The sequence below is a fragment of the Bartonella sp. W8122 genome, assembly GCF_016102485.1.
Lineage (GTDB): Bacteria > Pseudomonadota > Alphaproteobacteria > Rhizobiales > Rhizobiaceae > Bartonella > Bartonella apihabitans.
In genome coordinates, this window is record NZ_JACFOO010000001.1 from 2,246,742 (window position 1) to 2,265,024 (window position 18,283).

Consider the following 18,283-nt stretch of genomic DNA (forward strand, 5'->3'; position numbering starts at 1 on the left):
CAATTTTGAAAGTTCGCGTTTGATGAAAAACATCAAAAACATCATGTGCCGGTTTTTTAAAAACCGGCCTTCCCTGTTTCCGGCAAATGGTCTTTTTACAAAGAATGTTTTTGCTCCGACAAATTCTTTAACTCTGGAAAACGCTCTTTTTCAGGCAATTGTTTTTGTTCGTGAAAAATCTTTGGCTTTGGCAAAACTTGAAAATTTGGCGGAAGCCCGAAGTTTGGAAAGCTGCTTCTTCGGAACACGCCGGTTTATTTCAAGCCCCCGCTTTGTGAGGGAAAAACAGGGGGTAAATGTTCGGGTAGAAAGAATGGGAATTGTTACGGGAGAAAGAGCGGGAATTGTTCCGGCTGAACGGGCGGGAATTGTTACGGGAGAAAGGGCGGGAATTGTTCCGGCTGAAAAGGCAGGGGATATTCGGGCACAACGGGCGGACGCTTACAGCTTGCAAGCCCCGCCATTTTCCCGATTTTCACTTTCCCGCGTGTCATTGTCCCGTTTGTCATTTTCCTGCTTGAAGATGTCTGCTCTTGTTGTTGCCGGCCTTTTTTTCGGCCTTTCCTGTGGTTTTGCAAATGTGACAAACAAAAACACAGGAAAAATGCGCATCCTCACCAAAGATATAGAAATTGCCTTGATGGATGGAAATATTGCTTTGTTACCAACTGAAGAAGCGCAAAATCCGGCTGGCAACCAAGAAGATGAAAAGAAAAACAAAGCAGAAAGCCCGACAAAAACCGGCGGGGAAAATTCGGGTAAAATGAATCCAAGCGTCGGGTTTCATGGCGCCGAAAATAACGGTTCTGAGAGCGCCGTGCTTGAAAATGCTGATGAAAAAAGTGATCAAGGGACAAACACCGCACAGGCAACAAGCGAAGAAACAATCAAGGCCGGAAAGAGGCACGAAAACAGCGAGATAAGGCGCTATCGCCTGTTTATCGCTGTTCCGGAAAAGCCGGCACCAAGAGAGGGCTTTCCGCTTGTTTTACTCCTTGATGGCAACACGACATTCAAGCCCGCAATCAGGCAAGCACCCGATGCCGTAATTGTGGCAATCGGCTATTCCACCGACGAGAAAAAAGAGATTGTGAAACGCCGCTTTTATGACCTCACCTCTTATGCACCGGCCGATAAAATTCCGCTTCGAGAAAGCATGGAAGCGCCGAAAACCGGCGGTGAAGAAGAATTTCGCAGCCTTATCGAAAAAAAGATTTTACCGGAAATACTGATGGAATTGCCGGTCAATCGCGCCAATGTCACGTTCTTTGGCCATTCGCTTGGCGGGCTTTTTGTGATGAAGAGTTTTTTATCGGCCGAAAGTCACGGTTTTTCTACCTATTGCGCTGCCGACCCGTCTATCTGGTGGAACGGGCATGAATTTATGGAAAAACTTGCCGCCTATAACAAGCCGGAGGGTTTTAAATCACGACTATTGATTGAAACATCGGGCATTAAAACCCATCATAAGAATGTGACTGAATCGAATAAAAAGCCGGTTAAGGATTTACATTCCGGCCCGAATGGCAAAGATGTTTCAGAGATTTTGAGAAAGACAAAGGCAGTTGACAACACATATTACAGCTTTTCCGATAAAAACCACGGCACAATGCTTTCGCCTGCGATCAAAGACTGTCTGCACTTCGCGTTGAATGCGAAAAATTTCAAACAACAAAAATTTCCCCACAAACTCCCTTCAACCAGTCGAAAAGAAATGAGGTAAAAATGATTAATAGACGTAATACTCTCGCCGCACTGCTTTTTGGTGCACTGGCTTCCGTTTTGTCATTTCAATCACCGGCAAGTGCCGATGTTGTCATCAAACATGCCGCCGGTGAAACCTCTATTCCCGATAATCCGAAACGGGTTGTGGTGTTCGACCTTGCCACGCTCGACAATATGAACCGGTTAAAAATTGATAATATTGTGGGTGTGCCGGAAGGGATAAAGCCGAAATATCTCGAGCAGTATAATGATGCAAAATACACCAAGGTCGGAACCTTGTTTGAACCCAATTACGAGACAGTGGCAAGCCTGAAGCCTGATCTTATTATTATTGCCGACCGTTCGGCACCGAAATTCAACGATCTTGCAAAAATTGCCCCGACAATCGATTTGTCCGTCAACAATAAACAATATCTTGCCGATGTTGATCGCAATGTGACAATTTTGGGCCAGATTTTTAATAAGCAGAAAGAAGCAAAAGACGAAATCGACAGCCTTAACAAAAAGCTTGAAGAGGTAAGGAAAGTTTCGGCTGACAAAGGAACAGGCCTTCTTGTTCTGACCACCGGTGGCAAAATTTCCGCCTTCGGGCCGGGGTCGCGTTTCGGCCTGCTGCATTCCGGTTTCGGTGTCAAACCGGCGAACGACAAACTGGAAGTGGGCAATCACGGGCAGATGATTTCACCCGAATTCATTTTGGAAACCAATCCCGACTGGCTCTTTGTGATCGACCGTGATGCAGCGATTGGCCGCGAAGGGGAATCGGCAGCAAAATTGCTTGATAATGCCCTCATCAACAAAACCAAAGCAGCCGAGAACAAGCATATCGTTTATCTCGACCCGCAAAACTGGTATCTTATCGGCGGCGGACTTTCGGGTCTTCATGAGACAGCCGATCAACTTGATGACGTATTTTCCAAAGCAAAATAAGCATTTAGCCTGTTGTTGACTTGAAAAGTCATGAAACGGGTTGATTGTTTTCAGCTTTAACGCTTAAACATCGGAAGCAGCAGATTGGTCTGCCGGCTTCTGGTGTTTTTTAATCGGGTAAAGATTGAAGTGCGCGCTCTTATTATTGGCATAACGGTTATTATCGTCCTGTCGATTATCAGTATGTTTCTGGGGTTTTCCAGTGTTACCCTCTCCGGCCTTCTTGCCGGTGACGAGCACAGCTTTCTTGTATTTTTCCAAACCCGTGTTCCGCGCACCATTGCGCTTATTCTTTCAGGCGCTTCTCTTGCCCTTGCCGGCATGATTATGCAAATGCTGACAAGGAACCGTTTTGTTGAACCTTCAACAGCCGGAACCGTTGAATCGGCCTCGCTCGGCATCCTTGTGGTGATGATATTTGCCCCCGGTCTTGATGTGATTTTAAAAATGCTGGTGGCCGCCCTGTTTGCGCTTTTCGGCTCGCTCATTTTCATGTTTTTATTGCGGCAAATACCGCTTAAATCCGTGTTGATTGTGCCGCTAACGGGTATCATGCTCGGCTATGTGATTGGTGCGCTTACAAATGGCATTGCCGATCAGGAAATGCTGTTGCCTTCGCTGCAATCCTACCTTTTTGGCAGCTTTTCCATGGTGGTTGAAGGCAAATATGAATTATTATGGCTGTCGTTGCCGCTTTGCCTTGTTGCCTATCTTGCGGCCGACCGTTTTACCGTTGCCGGTTTTGGCGAAGATTTTTCAAGTAATCTCGGCCTTGATTATAAAAAAGTGATGCTTTTCGGCCTTGTCATTATTTCCATGATAACGGCAACCGTTATCTGCACCGTCGGGCGGATTCCCTTTATCGGCCTAGTTGTGCCCAATATCGTCTCTATCGTCATGGGCGACAATATGCGCCGCACAGCACCTTTTGTCATGATAACCGGTGCGGGACTGGTGCTTACCTGCGACATTCTCGGCCGGTTGATGAGCAAATCGGCAGAAATACCGGTTGGAACCATTATGGGGGTTCTTGGCAGTGTGCTTTTCATTGCACTTCTCTTGAAATGGAGAAAGCGCCTTGGTTAGAAAAACACCGGACAATAAAAAGCCCGCTCTCAAAGGTGAGAAACCACAACCTACCGGAAAGGGCGTCACCGAAACAAATGCGGTTGAGCCCGGTATTGCTACAGCCGGCCTTCTTGAAACCGATCAAATCGAAACTGCAATTGGCGAGGATAATTTCACGAAAACAGAAATTATCGAAACCGATGCCAGCACGCCGGATGAACAAAAAAATGCTTCTGTTAAAGCGGATATTGTCGAAGCAGAAATTGACGAAAAAGATATTGGCGAAGCCGGAATTGGCGAGGCAGGCCTTGACGAAGTCAACATCCTGAACAAGAAAGCCGAAGTCAACATCCTGAACAAGAAAGCCGAAGTCAACATCCCGACCGAGGATTTAGACAAGGAAACCGACAGGGATTTAGGCAAGAATTTAGAAAAAGACGCGGGCAAGGAAACAGACGGGCAAGCAAGGAAGAAAGCAAATAGGGAAAATGCAGCTGTTCAATCCGGCTTTATCAGCACCAAAGAAGCGGATTCTTTCAAAACAGCGATTACCGGCTCCGGTTCCGCAGATTTGAACTTCATCAAACCCAAACAATCAAAAAAAATCCGCTCGACACTGCCGCTTGTCATCGGTCTTGGTGTTGTTGCTGCCATTTTTATTGCGCTTTATCTTTCATGGAATATGTCGGTTGTGATCTGGCCGTTCCGTTTGGGAAAACTCGTTTCGCTTATTCTGATTGCCTATACCATTGCTGTCTCGACGGTGCTTTTCCAGACGGTTTCCAACAACCGCATTCTTACCCCCTCGATTATGGGGTTTGACCAGCTTTATATCCTCATCCAGACGGTGGTGGTTTATTTTGTCGGCTCGACCGTTATTTACGGGGTAAGCGACGAAGTACGTTTCATCGCTGTGGCACTTATTCTCACACTGTTTTCGACAAGCCTTTTCACATGGCTCTTTTCCGGAACCATCAAAGGGCTACACATGACGCTTTTGATCGGCGTTGTGTTTGGCGGCCTGTTCTTCAGCTTGCGCATGTTGTTGCAACTGCAATTGAACCCCGATGAAGCAGTCAATCTCACCGATGTAATGTTTGCCAATTTCAACCGCTTCAATACCAATCTCATTGGCATTGCAGTGATTATTGTTGTGATTGTTTCGCTGATCGGCTGGCGTATGCGCTATCTTTTCGATGTGCTGGCGTTAGGCCGCGATATGGCAATCAATCTCGGTGTCGATTATAAACAGGCCGTCTCACGCATTCTTGTGCTGGTTTCGATTATGGTTGCCATTTCAACTGCACTTGTGGGGCCGGTCACCTTTTTCGGCCTTCTGGTTGCAAGCCTTGCCTACCAGTTTACACCGACTGCCAAACATATGAGCGTGTTGCCGGTTGCCATTCTGCTTTCGATTATTTTCCTTGTCGGCGGCCAGTTCATTCTTGAACAGCTTTTCAATATGGCAAGCCGGTTGAGCTTTATTATCGAATTTGTTGGCGGCATTGTGTTTTTGACCCTGCTTATCAAGGGAAAATTGAGATGATTGAAATTAGCCATGTATCCAAAAGCTATGACGACAATAGCATTATCGAGGATTTGTCGCTTCAAATCCCGAAAGGCGGAATGGTTTCGATTATCGGCCCCAATGGTGCGGGTAAATCAACGCTTCTAACTATGATAAGTCGCCTGCTGCCGATCACAAAGGGAAAAATTACCGTTGACGGAATTGATGTGACAAAGGCCAAAGGGGCCTTGTTTGCCAAACGGCTTTCTATTTTGCGACAGGAAAACACCCTCACAGCGCGCATTACCGTAGAAGATCTTGTAAGCTTCGGCCGCTACCCCTATTCGCATGGTGTCTTGACCAAAGAAGACAAGACATTTGTCGATAATGCCATAAGCTATCTTGGGCTTGACCCCTATCGCAAACGTTTTCTTGACGAATTGTCGGGGGGGCAGAGACAACGCGCTTTTGTTGCCATGGTGATTTCTCAAAATACCGATTATATTCTGCTTGACGAGCCATTGAACAATCTTGATATGCGCCATGCCGTTTCAATGATGAAGCGACTTCGCAATGCGGCAGACGAATTGGGAAAAACCATTATTATGGTGATGCATGATCTCAATTTCGCCTCCTGCTATTCCGACCTCATCATTGCTTTGAAAGAAGGAAAACTCGTTTATTCCGGTACGCCCGAAAATGTCATGAAAGATGAAATCCTTTCGGCAATTTATGATATCGACATCAAAGTCAAAGATATAGACGGGCAGAAAATCGCCGTTTATTATCGCTAAATCGGCTTTTTTAAAAAACTCTGCCACCCGAAAACATTGGAGGGTGTTAGAGATAAAAACTTAGAAAAAGCGACCGGTCAAAGAAATCAAAACCATCAAGCCGAAAAGACGGGTAAAAAAGAATAAATAGGGAAAAATCAATAAAACGGTCGAAGAACAATAAAACGTAAGAAAAAAATAAGGGCAAAAACAATTGCCTGAAAAATGTGTTGGAATGATTTTCTTCACAAAAATATTCTTATGCTTTTAGAGCCTATTCATGTTTATAGTCGTGGGGGGCAAAAAGCTTGGCCGGAAAGACGGCTGACACAAGGTTGAAGTCCGCATTGTTAAAGAGACATCGCACGTGAATAGAAATGCTGAAGTGACAAAATCCTATAAATTGACCGCTATTTTTGCGATTTGCCTCGGCGTTATCATGGCAATGATCGACACCGGCATTACCAATACCGCCCTTCCCACAATTGCACAGGAATTCAAAACCAGCGAAGCTTCAACCGTTTGGGCGGTGACAGCCTATCTTCTCGCCATGGTTGCAATGACTCTTCCCTTCGCAAGCCTTGGCGAGGTGATCGGCTTTCGCATTATTTTCATTGTCGGGCTTCTGGTTTTCACCCTCGCCTCGCTTCTTTGCGGGCTATCATGGTCGCTTCCAACACTGGTTGGCGCACGCATTTTGCAAGGTATTGGTGCGGCCGGAATATTGAGTACCAACCTTCCTCTTATCCGCTTTACCTTTCCGCCGCAGAAACTGGGTGTCGGGCTTGGTATCAATGCCATTTGCATGGGGGTAGGCTTTTCTTTGGGGCCGACACTCGCCTCGCTTATTTTGTGGTTTACCACCTGGCACTGGCTGTTTTTGATGAATGTTCCACTTGGCCTTGTGGCGCTTGCTATTTCCTTCCATTCACTCCCTAAAACGCCTTTGAGCCACTATCGTTTTGATAATCTTGCCGCCTGTTTTTGCGGCATCGGTTTTGCCGCGCTCATTTTCGGCATTGGCGAATGTGCACACCGCCAGCCGCTTTCCATGATTATTCCGACCTTTGTCGTTTCATTTGTTGCCATTTTTGCCCTTATCATTCGCCAAAAAAACCACCCTGCGCCATTTCTGGCCTTCGATCTCTTTTCCTCGCGGATTTTTACCCTTTCCATTCTTGCTGTTCTTTTTGCCTTTATCGCGCAAGGGATTGCTTTTGTGGCGCTTCCCTTTTCGTTCCAGATGTTGATGCATAAAAGCCAGTTTGCCACCGGCTTTCTGATTGCGCCGTGGCCGGCTTTTGCGGCACTCACCTCAACCTTTACCGGCCGGCTTTCCGACCATTTTTCACCGGTTTTGCTTGTTGCGATCGGCATGCTCTTATGCGCAAGCGGCATGTTTTCGTTAAGCCTACTTGGCGAGGGAACGCCGATTTTTGTGATTGTGATCTGCATGATGGTGTGCGGATGCGGCATGGGCTTTTTCAATGCGCCCAACCAGCGCGTTATCATGCTTTCCGCCCCTGCCGACAGAAGTGGCGCTGCCGGTGGTATTATGGGCATAGCCAGGCTTATCGGCCAATCGGTGGGAAGCACACTTGTTGCATTCTTCCTGATTGTCTCTTCCCATTACGGCTCGCGCTATGCTTTGTGGTGCGGCACAATCTGTTTTTTACTCGCTGTGTTGACTGGTGGCTTGCGGCTAACAAGCGGAAAAGCCAAAAAATCTTGAACTCTGCTTTCTGTTTTTGGCTGTTCTTTTTAGGCTAGTCTTTTCTACCATTTAGGCCGCACACTTCCGCCCTACCGGTTTGGAAAGGCCGGGCAATAAGCCGGTTCCAAAATGTGTTCCTTAGCCATTTGAAAAACGGGTTTCCAGAAGATCAACTTCACGGATCAATTTTGCAGTTGTTTCTTCCGAAAGCTGGTGACGACGACCAAAAGCAAAATAGGTTTGGCGTTCGGCTTTCAAAGCTTCAAGGCGCAAACGCCGCTCGATTTCGGCAATCTTGTGCGTGTTGATCGCATCGGCATCCGAAATATTCTGGTCGGCCAATCTATCACGATAGTTCGCCATGACACGCGCACCCGCACTTGTATAAAGGTCGGCATCGCTGCGGCCTTCACCCCAATTGTGCACCGCCTGTTCAACCGCTTTGATAGCCGCTTCGGCAGCCGCAATATGGGCGCGCTCTTCTTCCTTCTGGTGGGAAGGTTCGGGCGGCAATTCCAGACCTTTGAGGAGGAATGGCAAAGAAACACTTGCCATGACAAGCGAAATCAGAATGACGCCGGTGGCAAGGAATATTGCAAGGTCGCGGGCGGGAAAAGGCGAACCGTCGGGGAGAAAAAGCGGCAAGGTCAAAACACCGGCAAGGGTGACCGTACCGCGAACACCGGCAAGCGATGTCACAGCAACGAGCCGCCAACTTGGCACGAAAGGTTTGAAGCCGCGCCGATAAGCACGTGCAAGTGTAAAACGCAAAGAGACCCAAACCCAGATAAATCTGAGTAAGGCGAGTGCCAGATTGATTAAAATGACATAGGCCACAAGCCAGATCGGTTCGTGGTGTCCGGTTTCCTGAACCACGATTGCCGCGCCGCTCACAATATGGGGAAGTTGCTCACCCAAAATAACAAAGATGACACCATTGGCAACAAATTGCACAGTGTCCCAGACAGCAAGTCTGCGAATGCGCGTTAAAGCAAGATTGCGCAAACTGTCTTCGGTAAAGCTCATAGAAATACCGGCGGCAACGGCGGCAAGGATTCCCGATGCGTCCACCTGTTCGGCGGCAAGATAGGCGGCAAAAGGAATAAGCAGGCTTATGAGAATATGTGAACCTGTTTCCTCGCCGAATTTATTGTTCCAGAAATTGCTCACCCAAGTGACACAGAAGGTGGTTGCCGCACCGATAATAAGACCGGCAACGGCTGTCCACAAAAAGGTTCCGAAAGCCGCAATGAGCGAAAAGGAGCCGGTCATGGCGGCTGCCACAGCAAAGCGCATACTGACCAGACCGGACGCATCATTCAACAGGGATTCACCTTCCAGAATATGCATCAGGCGCTTCGGGATAGGAGAGCGTTTGGCAATTGCTGTAACGGCCACAGGATCGGTTGGTGAAACAATGGCAGCAAGCGCAAAAGCGACCGAAAGCGGCATGGCCGGAATCATCCAATAGGTGAAAAAGCCGACCCCCAAAACCGTAAAGACAACAAGCCCGAGTGCCATTTCAAGCACTGTCCAGCGGTCGCGCTTCAAACCGTCTTTCGGGATGCGCCAGCCGTCAAGAAATAAAAGCGGCGGTAAAAACAGAAGGAAAAACATTTCCGGCCGCAATTTTACGCCCATGTCGCCAGCAAGAGAAACCACCGCGCCAACAGCAATCTGGATAAGCGGTAACGGAATGGGCAATGGAAGCGCGCGCGATATTGCGCCGCTGATGATAACAGCGACCAGCAATATCAATATCACGACAACCGATTCCACTCTTGATAACCCTTCAGAGAAAACTATGCCATGCCATTTAAGCAATGAACAGTTTCAATAAGATAAACAAAAACGAACTTCTGAAAAATTCCTGCCAAATTTATGACGATCGACTTCTGCTCATGTCATGTGCGGTAAAAATGGTAAATTGTGGGCAGTTTTTCTTCTATTCAATGAAAAATAATTGTGCTCCATCAAAATTGTGTAACCGGATGAAATCTGCCCGTGAGCTGACAAGGTTTCGCCCATAAAACTGTGTTCTGGCAATTGACCTCGCCTTTCAACACTGCTCCCTCTTTCACAAAAAGCAATTTTTCATTTCCATTCAGACATTCCTTAACATTATGTTTTGATTGATATTCTCGAAATTATCCTGATGCTTTTGGAAAGCGGCTTTCTGGCCTTCTGTTTTTATTCAAAAAAATAGTGTCGGTTAAACTTTTGGCGAAATAGATTTTCGCAATCTTCCAGCAGAGTTAAACATTTCTCTCGATATGTTGTTTTTAACTTCAATGCCGGCGCAGGAATTTCATGTTCTATATTGAAACTTTACTTTCAAAAAATTAACGTGTAAAATAATAATCTAATAATACATGATCTATTAACAGATTGATATAACCGACTACTGTAACACGAGTAAATTGTGGGAGAGACTATCATGGCACTGACGCCGGTCCAGAATTTGAAATTCGCTTCTGTCAAAATCTTGCAAGAGAGAATTGATCAGGTCGAACAACAGGCCAAACGCGCTCCCACGACGACGGAACAGATTTTTAAAGCCAAAGAAACAGGCTCTCCTTTGAAAGCGGAAGAAAAATCGACCTATGACAAAATCCGCAGCAAGATAGCTGGCGCTACGGTATTTGATAATAGCCGTATGAGCAAAAGCGAATTCAAAGCAAAAATACTGAAAGAAATAGCAAGGAGCGTTGGCGTTGATCTTGATAAAGGTGGAGCAAATCTCAAACGTCTGGCCGATTTTATCGGCAAAAAATTGGCTTACATGAAATCTCAAGACCCGGTAGGTTATGAAGAATTTATGGATAGAATCACTAAACGGCTCGGCCTTGATAAATTAGGCTTGAAGGCGGAAGACATTGTCAAGGCAATGGCTGACCCATCTTCACAAAAGGCGAAAGAAGTTGACCAAATGCTTGATGTCTATTTCGGGAAAGATGGTGAAGCCTCTTCTGAGGTTGACAGTGAACTCAACGATATCAAAGAAATTCTGAACCAGAACGGAGAGAATTCCGCAACCGGAAAAGCGGCCGAACAACTTGCCACTGCTCAATCCAATGCTTCGCGGCCAAACGAGATTTTGACCGATCAGCCGACCGGCACTTATATGCCGAAAAGCTTCCCTCCAGCACGGAGATAATTGCTTTTGACACTAATCACGCGATTACCTGTTTTTTAAAAAACAGCATTTTTGAATACTTGTGTTTTCGGATGAAAAATCGGAGTGAGGAATGGCGGCAGCTCTGCGTTTAACATGAAGCGCAATGGCCGAAACCTATAAAGTCGGAAAACGGTGGGAGTGAACTTTTAAAACGGATTTGGGGAATAGCGGCAGCTCTGTGTCTAAGATAAAGCGCAATGGCCGGAACCGGAAAAAATGGAAACCGGTGGTAATGAGCTTTTTAACTCGAAAAACAAAACGTTAAACGCAGCAAACCATCAGCATCATGGAAAACCGGTACGGGTTCGAACGATAGAGTTTTTATGCAAGCTCTATGACCTTTTCTGCCCACGAATAGTTCTTCAGACTTTTTGATAAGGCTTGATATTTTCCCAAGCAAAACGGTTTCCGGAAACATTGGCAGATTTTGCCAATTCGCTTGTGACAATAACAAATAGCTTATTGTTGCGCTTCATCGCATACATTCTTGGCGCCCAAGTAATGACGGATCGGCTCTTGCTTCTTCATGCATTCAATGCAATTTCAAGTAGGCTATGTGCACATTCAAACTGTTCATCAACCAAAAGCAAAAATTATTTTTCGCATATTTTTTCTTGTAAGGTAGATCTTACAATGCGGCGACGGTTGTATTTTGATGACAGGGAAATGAAATGGATACGCGAAATAAAATGGATATTCAAAATGAAATAAAATTGTGGGTGAAAGACCAGTTAAAGCCTATGCCGCGCGGAACTATGAAAAAACTGGCAGATTTTTTAGAGATAACCCCGACCCAATTAACGCGCTTGTTGAACACCGAGGCTGGCAAAGAACCCCGTTCAATGCAGGCAGATGAGTTTTTGAAAATAGTCGATTTTTTTGGTAAATGGCCAGACAATATGATGCCGTCGATTTTCCCTGTTAGCAGGAAACAACACCTATTAGCTATGTTTGACTCTGTTTCGCCCGAATGGCAGCAAGCGATCATTGCGATGGTTGAAGCGTTAGTCCAGAGCCACAAAAGCCCTGAGAAATGACCACATCCTGCATCGTTTATTCTGCGATCGTTTTTAGAGGAAAGTTCCAAAGAGCGGAAAGCTTTTTTTATTTTGCGCCGGTTGTTGCACGCAAAAGCGTTAAGATTGCAGCGCGCACGTCTGGAGAAGCCCGTGGAAAAAGCTCAAGAAATTCTTCTCCTTCGGCAGAAATATCAAAGCCATACAATACATACGAAATACTTGTACCCACTTCTGCACATATTTCCGCAAGTGTTTCGGCCGTAGGGGTTTTCTTTTCTTTCATAATCGAAAAAACATAGCCGGCCGCTCTCCCGCAAGCGAGAGAAATCGCTCGCATTGACTTGCCGCTCTCTTCGATTTTTTGTGCCAGCCGCACACGCCAATCCTCAGAAGTTTGTGGTTGTGACAAAATTTCCTCCTACACATTCATAACAGAGTGTCAGCAAGGGGTGTGCTCTACACCCATTTTTTAAACCGCCCTCTAGCCTAACTTTCTACCAATAAACGCAACACTTGACGTGGTAAAATTGCGAATATTTCCCCTATCCATTCCAACGTAACGTTTTCTATCGGTCTGGCATTCCACGAAATAAGATTGACGCCTTCTGCACCGCGCATAATCGTTTTAATGAAACGGCGACCATCGCTTGTTCGAACAACAGCTTCTTCACCATAAAAAGCTTCAAGCGGCTTCGTCTGGTTTCGGTATACGATAATGATATGGCCTTCCCGATAAACCGGTAACATCAAATCCCCACGAACCCGAAAAGCCACCATATCAGCAGGTATTGAAAAGGGAATCTCGATGACACCTAATCCGTCGGATGGCATTTCTCCGAAATCCGGTTCAATTTTTGCCCCTGCTCCGACATATCCCATCAAAGGAACATAGCTTTTTGAAGGGATTTTCGTGTTTTCTGTAGTCGCGCTTTTTCCAGTAATCCTGTTATAAATTTCAGTTATTTTATCGCGATGCTCGCCACGTGGGTCTGCTCCTGAAAACCACCGACTGACACATGCTTGCGTCACAGAAAGCTTTTCTGCAAGATCAGCTTGCCTCCAGCCGGTTGCTTCCATAATAAAACTTAATTTTTCGTCGATTTTTCTTTTATAGTGACCGGTTAAAGCATCTTTTCTTCCGCTTAATAACCAATCTGTTGTAACACCAAACCGCTTTGCATAGAGCGCTAACATTTTTCCGCTTATCCCGCGGGTGCCATTTTCGTGCGCGACATAAGTCGGATAACTGATCCTCTGAGCAGCGGCGGCGTCGATAGCAGAAGAAAAACCGGCAGCTTTTCTCGCTGCTTTTAGTCTATTGCCGATTTCTTTGTTCTTCTCTTCTTTCATGCCCCACTCCTGCACCAAAAGCTATTGATAGACCGCCTCTAAAGCCCTTCGCCTGCCAAAGCTATATAATGCACTGAAAGAACGTGTTGATGCGGAAAAACCAGTTCTTTCGCCGGATTTAATTGTGTAAGCACCAGCTCTTTTTCATTATGGCGAATAAAGCGCTTTATGAATACCGTTGGAAAACTATCCTCTTCCCTCATCATTATTTGAGCAACGACATAATCGCCTTTTTTTATTCTTCGCAATGTATCGATATAAACAATTTCACCATCTTCATAGCGCGGGGACATTGTGTCACCTGCAACCTCCACGCCATAAGCGTTATCCAGATTCAATAATTGTGGTGGGCAAGGCACCTCAAACAACTTTTTACCGTCAAAAGCAACCTCGCCGTTTATTCCTGCTACAGCTTGCCCATAAACGGGAATTGTCTTATTTGTCGAAAAATCGATATTAGGCAAGATAATCCCGTTTGGTGTCGAAACAACACTGTCCTCGCCTATCGGCTCAGTCCCAATGAGGAGCCATTCATAAGAAACGTTTGTTGCTTTGGCTATGGCCTCAAGTTTTTCTTGACGCGGCGAAGTGCCACGCTCCCAACTTGAAACAGCAGCTTTCGTCACATTAAGACGTGACGCTAGATCCTGTTGCGTTAGGTGAGCTTTTTTCCTCGCTTCAAAAATGCGGGTATTCAGGCTCATGATAGTCCCTTTTACAGCCAAGAATATTCGGTTTCAGAATATCATAAAAAGAAAACATCAAGATTTTTTATTGAATAAAGAAAACCGGTTTTATTAATCAATAGCAAAAAATGACGTTGTTGGTCATTATCCGATAAAATCGGTAATCCCTTCGCGAGTAACGAGGCGTTAGGTGATTAAGATACCGGCGGAACGCATAATAAACCTATGATAAAAGTTGGGAACACAAGCGCAATCTTCGTTCATTTTTAAGCCGGTCTGTTTGGCTTTATCAGTGAAGCTATTCTGTCACGAAACAATCCAGCCTCTTTAGAAAAGGCTATCCAACGATATTTTCTCTTATCCGCAGAGAAAAACGAAAGGTGCTACCAATTAATGTTCGTCCGGTCTGGTGGCGCAGTCGGAACCGATAAAGAGGATTTCTTTACGCGTCATAGTGATCGGCGGGGCGTTTTCGTGTTCCACTTCTGCCTGCGCCGTGCGCATGAAAAGGGTAAACCTTGAAAGATCGAATGTCTCGTCCGTCATCGGGCTTGAACGATAAAGTTTCCATGCCAGTGCCATGACTTTTTCTGCCCGCGAATGGTGCTCCAAACTTTTCAAAAAAGGCTTTATATCACCCCACGAGAAGCGCTCTTTTTCCTTGTGCTTTGTTCCTGCATTGTCGGCTTGGTTAACCGGCTTTTTATGATTTTTCCCTTCGGGTTTTCGACCATCCAGAGTTTTATTTGTTACATCGGCAAGTTTGCTTTGCCCGTGATCTATTTCTGCGCGACTTGTTTCTTTGTTCCCCCCACCCGCTTTGCCGAAAGGCGGGTGCAATTCTTCGTCAACGCTTGAACCATTGTCGGGCGAGCCTTTTTGGTCATCAGCGTGGCAAAGAAATCCGGCTTGTGGCTTTAAAGTTTTTCCATGATTTTTAGGCTTTTTCATTCCACCCGCCCTTCGCCTGTTTGGACACAAATCCATCAGCTTCAACACGCTTAACGGGGGAATCTAAAAAAATGACATGAATAATGTCAACATATTTTATGTTGATATTTTACTGGACTTCATCAACAAACGAATCGTTTAACCATGAAGACTTGGTTGTTTTGATGGTTTTGCTTTCAACTTTTATATTGTTTTAAAAAACCGGATGGTTGTCGTAAGACATCAAAGTTGAACCGGCTAATTAACCGGAAGCGAAGAAGAATATCGACGAAGTTCTCCTCGAAATAAGGAATTTTATAAATGAATGCGACTTCCAAGCAGACCAACAAGCCAATTAGAACAACAAAAAGTATTAGAGGCTCTGTTGCTTGGAGGATTGATTAAAAATGAATAGCCAGCGAAGAGTAATGAAAAATAGCGGTCAACAAAGTATTTGAAACATAAGTCTTCCGTTTATCCGGCAACGGAAGCTCGAACATCTACAAGTTGAGCTTGAAAGCAACCGATGTTTAAAAAAATCGGGAGATAAAAATCAAGCGTGATGCCATTGACAAAGGATAATTTATCACCCCGTTTTCAATAACGTGATCGAGCAAAAGCAAGTTTGATACCGGCAATACGGATTTAAAATTATTTCGCTTCGAACGATCGCATTGCCAATTTGACATTGGAAAATTATGCGCCCGACCAGCTCCATCCGGTGTGAGGGAAACCGGCGGACTTTTGTTTGACTGAAATCCAATAGCAATAAATAGCGCATCAAGAAACACGACGCTGGAAAATCAGATATTGAAAAATCAAACGGAAGGAAAATCAGAGCGGGGAAAATCTGCCAGCGGTCATGTGTGTTTGAAATAATCGTGTAGCTTTAAAACTCACATCAAGAAATGCAGTGTAAGAAAATCAACTTGCTAAAAATTCTGCCTCATTAGATGAAGCCCGACAATTATCGCACCGTTAAATCGGGTGCTAAAATATCGGGCTTAAAAACATCGGTCTTCAAATGAATGATCGGGTGCAGGAAAACTTTTGGTTTTGGATATTCTGTTGTGATGACATTCCCTCGATTATTCGGCTATGGAGACAGTCTTGAACAGACATAAGTATTTGACATGACGATGCTTTTGGAACCTATTTTATGCCAATTTTTTAGCGGGTAAAACGGCCGATATAGCGGCCAAGAATAGTGATTTTGCTTAAATTCAGAATGCGTGGTTTATGGTGGGGATTATCCGATATGACCTTGACCTCGATTTCATCCGCACCGGGACGGGAGACTATTTCAAGCCGTTTGATGATAACCCCGCCGAGCTCGTCAGCCAGCGCATAAATTCCCGGAGGCGATGGAACGCGGTGCGATATGTCGGCGCATCCGATATGCCAATGTTTTGTAAAATGTTCCGGCTTTAGCGGGTAAAACGGCCGATATAGCGGCCAAGAATGGTAATTTCGCTCAAATTCAGAATGCGCGGTTTGTGGTGGGGATTATCCGATATCACCTCGACCTCGATTTCATCCGCACCGGGACGGGAGACAATTTCCAGCCGCTTGATAATAACGCCGCCAAGCTCGTCTGCCAGTGCATAAATTCCCGGAGGTGACGGAACACGGTGTGATATGTCGGCACATCCGATAGGCCAATGTTTTGCAAAATGTTCCGGCTTTAGCGGGTAAAACGGCCGATATAGCGGCCAAGAATGGTGATTTCGCTTAAATTCAGAATGCGCGGTTTATGGTGGGGATTATCCGATATCACCTCGACCTCGATTTCATCCGCACCAGGACGCGAGACAATTTCCAGCCGTTTGATGATAACTCCGCCAAGCTCGTCTGCCAGCGCATAAATTCCCGGAGGTGACGGAACACGGTGCGATATGTCGATAAACACCGCATCGCCATCATGAATGGTGGGCGACATGCTATCGCCATAAGCGGGAAGGACTGCAACATTCGACGCAACAACATTGAGTTTTGCCAAGAGGCTTTCCGGCAAACGCCAAAAATCCCTTATTACTTCAGTTGAAATTTGAACAGCATTCTTGGCACCGTTGACGATCATAATTTCCCCGCCGGCCCCCATGCCCGCCTTGACATCAATTTCGGGAATTTCACCATCTTTCAATTGCAACCTTGTTTTAACATCACTATCAATCCGGTCAGGAATATCAGGGTCAAAACTCGATACAATCTTGTGTTTTGCGGCATTCTCACCTGTCAAAAGATAAGAAGCGCTTACGCCGAATTTTCGGCCATAAATGGCAGCCTCTTCAGGGCCGAAATCATTCTGCCCGTTTTCGTGCGCCCGATAGGTCGAATGGCTCACGCCAATTGCATCCGCAGCTTTCGTCGCAGATGAAAAGCCCGCTTTCAGCCGTGCTTCGCGCAATCTTTGTCCCATCGTGTCCATAACATACATTATGTCAGAATAATAAACATAAATCATGTTGACAATCTGCTATAAATGATGTTGTTATACAACTATCCGCTACTTTTGGGTGTATTATAACATTATTAGTGTTTAAAAGTGGCGGGTAAGAGATCGAAGGTGCAGTGTGCGCTTTCCTACAAGTTTTTTAGACGGCTTATTTGCCATGTTTCGGGGTGGAACAAATGGACAAATCAGATATTTGCGTGTTGTCAGATATTGGCGTGTCGCGATCATTAGACACTTATGTTTTGCATGAAAAACAGCTGGTGAACTGCTTTAACCGCAAGCCCACACTGTTGACTTGGCCTTTAGAAGCTTCAACCGAGAATAAAGCGGCAGATGATGAAGCCGCAGGGGAAAATGTTTTAAAAAGCGAAGAGGCCTTGACGTGCGGCTTTTGCGTTGCGCCTTCTTCCGGCAAGCTTCAAAGCGTATTTAAACTTCAAAGCGAATTTGAAACCGCCGGTGGAAGCGCCTGTTGCGGGCTGACGATGCTTGCGCCCCGTTCATTATGCCGAACGTTTTTTTCCCGCACTTCTTCTTTATCCCGATTTTTTCTTAAAAAAAGCAAATTATGCTTATGCGTTCTTTCCGCTTTCGGAAGCACTATCTGGCGAGCCTGCACCTTCTGCGGAAGCCTTTCTGGCATTGGTATTTTCGAGTGTCACATCATATTTCTGCGGCTCGGCAAGGATATTTTCCGGTTTGCCGACAGCAATCATACATTTGGCAAAAAGCGGCAGAATATCTTTGCTATCAATCGTATTTTCGGAAGCACCGGCAATAATACTGAACAAACGGAATGCGACTTCTTCCGGTGTGGCTGCTGCATTGACTGTGGCAGATCTTATCGGGTTAATAACGGGCATTCTCTTTCCTTTGTCTTTCATCAATCTGTTGATGAAATAGTTAAACAACTTGTTGTTTTTATCAAGGCAATAGCAATCGCGATTT

General features: G+C 45.6%; 16 protein-coding genes. 9 read left to right on the top strand and 7 right to left on the bottom strand.

Going from position 1 to position 18,283, the window contains the following annotated elements:
- Positions 1-22: 22 nt before the first annotated feature.
- The 6 genes from H3S83_RS09720 to H3S83_RS09745 all read left to right on the top strand — a co-directional run bounded on the left by H3S83_RS09720 (position 23) and on the right by H3S83_RS09745 (position 7,735).
- Complete coding sequence (locus H3S83_RS09720; protein WP_198239558.1) at positions 23-1,723, top strand: alpha/beta hydrolase; 1,701 nt, start codon at positions 23-25, stop codon at positions 1,721-1,723.
- Positions 1,724-1,725: 2 nt separating this feature from the next.
- Complete coding sequence (locus tag H3S83_RS09725; RefSeq protein ID WP_198239559.1) at positions 1,726-2,655, top strand: siderophore ABC transporter substrate-binding protein; 930 nt, start codon at positions 1,726-1,728, stop codon at positions 2,653-2,655.
- Positions 2,656-2,784: 129 nt separating this feature from the next.
- Complete coding sequence (locus H3S83_RS09730) at positions 2,785-3,741, top strand: ABC transporter permease (RefSeq protein ID WP_198235233.1); 957 nt, start codon at positions 2,785-2,787, stop codon at positions 3,739-3,741.
- A gap of 664 nt (positions 3,742-4,405) precedes the next feature.
- Positions 4,406-5,269: an iron chelate uptake ABC transporter family permease subunit gene (locus H3S83_RS09735; protein WP_198239712.1), complete on the top strand. Its 864-nt coding sequence runs from the start codon at positions 4,406-4,408 to the stop codon at positions 5,267-5,269.
- Positions 5,266-6,024 carry an ABC transporter ATP-binding protein gene (locus H3S83_RS09740; protein WP_198222350.1) on the top strand — a complete coding sequence of 253 codons (759 nt, stop codon included), beginning with the start codon at positions 5,266-5,268 and terminating at the stop codon, positions 6,022-6,024. The genes H3S83_RS09735 and H3S83_RS09740 overlap by 4 nt, the downstream gene beginning before the upstream one ends.
- Positions 6,025-6,370: 346 nt before the next feature.
- On the top strand, positions 6,371-7,735 hold the full coding sequence (locus tag H3S83_RS09745) for an MFS transporter (RefSeq protein ID WP_198239560.1): 1,365 nt from the start codon (positions 6,371-6,373) through the stop codon (positions 7,733-7,735).
- A gap of 120 nt (positions 7,736-7,855) precedes the next feature.
- Here the strand turns inward: H3S83_RS09745 and H3S83_RS09750 are convergent, their stop codons facing one another.
- Positions 7,856-9,496 carry a Na+/H+ antiporter gene (locus H3S83_RS09750; RefSeq protein ID WP_198223932.1) on the bottom strand — a complete coding sequence of 547 codons (1,641 nt, stop codon included), beginning with the start codon at positions 9,494-9,496 and terminating at the stop codon, positions 7,856-7,858.
- Positions 9,497-10,154: 658 nt separating this feature from the next.
- Between H3S83_RS09750 and H3S83_RS09755 the strand changes: the two genes are divergently transcribed.
- Both H3S83_RS09755 and H3S83_RS09760 read left to right on the top strand, forming a co-directional pair.
- Positions 10,155-10,874 (top strand): hypothetical protein, encoded by a 720-nt coding sequence (locus H3S83_RS09755; RefSeq protein WP_198239561.1) that lies wholly within the window; start codon positions 10,155-10,157, stop codon positions 10,872-10,874.
- A gap of 692 nt (positions 10,875-11,566) precedes the next feature.
- Positions 11,567-11,932, top strand: coding sequence for a hypothetical protein (locus H3S83_RS09760; RefSeq protein ID WP_198239562.1), 366 nt, complete (start codon positions 11,567-11,569; stop codon positions 11,930-11,932).
- 67 nt (positions 11,933-11,999) lie between these two features.
- Here H3S83_RS09760 and H3S83_RS09765 read toward each other — a convergent pair whose 3' ends face one another.
- The 4 genes from H3S83_RS09765 to H3S83_RS09780 form a co-directional block, all read right to left on the bottom strand.
- On the bottom strand, positions 12,000-12,323 hold the full coding sequence (locus H3S83_RS09765; protein ID WP_370541352.1) for an XRE family transcriptional regulator: 324 nt from the start codon (positions 12,321-12,323) through the stop codon (positions 12,000-12,002).
- A gap of 77 nt (positions 12,324-12,400) precedes the next feature.
- Positions 12,401-13,264, bottom strand: coding sequence for an XRE family transcriptional regulator (locus H3S83_RS09770; RefSeq protein ID WP_198239563.1), 864 nt, complete (start codon positions 13,262-13,264; stop codon positions 12,401-12,403).
- Positions 13,265-13,302: 38 nt separating this feature from the next.
- Complete coding sequence (locus H3S83_RS09775) at positions 13,303-13,968, bottom strand: helix-turn-helix transcriptional regulator (protein ID WP_210327924.1); 666 nt, start codon at positions 13,966-13,968, stop codon at positions 13,303-13,305.
- 372 nt (positions 13,969-14,340) lie between these two features.
- The gene (locus tag H3S83_RS09780; RefSeq protein ID WP_198239564.1) at positions 14,341-14,901 is read right to left on the bottom strand and encodes a hypothetical protein; all 561 of its coding nucleotides are present in this window, start codon (positions 14,899-14,901) and stop codon (positions 14,341-14,343) included.
- Between the two features lie 1,440 nt (positions 14,902-16,341).
- Here H3S83_RS09780 and H3S83_RS09785 point away from each other — a divergent pair.
- Positions 16,342-16,488 (top strand): hypothetical protein, encoded by a 147-nt coding sequence (locus H3S83_RS09785; RefSeq protein WP_198239565.1) that lies wholly within the window; start codon positions 16,342-16,344, stop codon positions 16,486-16,488.
- Between the two features lie 76 nt (positions 16,489-16,564).
- Here the strand turns inward: H3S83_RS09785 and H3S83_RS09790 are convergent, their stop codons facing one another.
- Complete coding sequence (locus H3S83_RS09790; RefSeq protein WP_246741745.1) at positions 16,565-17,299, bottom strand: S24 family peptidase; 735 nt, start codon at positions 17,297-17,299, stop codon at positions 16,565-16,567.
- Between the two features lie 608 nt (positions 17,300-17,907).
- Entirely contained in the window at positions 17,908-18,198 is a 291-nt protein-coding gene (locus tag H3S83_RS09795) for a hypothetical protein (protein ID WP_198239567.1), read from the bottom strand.
- Between the last annotated feature and the right edge of the window lie 85 nt (positions 18,199-18,283).

What these genes read in the sequence shown, in the direction of transcription:
- H3S83_RS09720 (WP_198239558.1), top strand. Translation starts at nt 23, where the DNA reads ATGAAAAACATCAAAAACATCATGTGCCGGTTTTTTAAAAACCGGCCT.
- H3S83_RS09725 (WP_198239559.1), top strand. Translation starts at nt 1,726, where the DNA reads ATGATTAATAGACGTAATACTCTCGCCGCACTGCTTTTTGGTGCACTG.
- H3S83_RS09735 (WP_198239712.1), top strand. Translation starts at nt 4,406, where the DNA reads ATGTCGGTTGTGATCTGGCCGTTCCGTTTGGGAAAACTCGTTTCGCTT.
- H3S83_RS09740 (WP_198222350.1), top strand. Translation starts at nt 5,266, where the DNA reads ATGATTGAAATTAGCCATGTATCCAAAAGCTATGACGACAATAGCATT.
- H3S83_RS09755 (WP_198239561.1), top strand. Translation starts at nt 10,155, where the DNA reads ATGGCACTGACGCCGGTCCAGAATTTGAAATTCGCTTCTGTCAAAATC.
- H3S83_RS09760 (WP_198239562.1), top strand. Translation starts at nt 11,567, where the DNA reads ATGGATACGCGAAATAAAATGGATATTCAAAATGAAATAAAATTGTGG.
- H3S83_RS09770 (WP_198239563.1), bottom strand. Translation starts at nt 13,264, where the DNA reads ATGAAAGAAGAGAAGAACAAAGAAATCGGCAATAGACTAAAAGCAGCG.
- H3S83_RS09775 (WP_210327924.1), bottom strand. Translation starts at nt 13,968, where the DNA reads ATGAGCCTGAATACCCGCATTTTTGAAGCGAGGAAAAAAGCTCACCTA.
- H3S83_RS09780 (WP_198239564.1), bottom strand. Translation starts at nt 14,901, where the DNA reads ATGAAAAAGCCTAAAAATCATGGAAAAACTTTAAAGCCACAAGCCGGA.
- H3S83_RS09785 (WP_198239565.1), top strand. Translation starts at nt 16,342, where the DNA reads ATGGTAATTTCGCTCAAATTCAGAATGCGCGGTTTGTGGTGGGGATTA.
- H3S83_RS09790 (WP_246741745.1), bottom strand. Translation starts at nt 17,299, where the DNA reads ATGGGACAAAGATTGCGCGAAGCACGGCTGAAAGCGGGCTTTTCATCT.
- H3S83_RS09795 (WP_198239567.1), bottom strand. Translation starts at nt 18,198, where the DNA reads ATGCCCGTTATTAACCCGATAAGATCTGCCACAGTCAATGCAGCAGCC.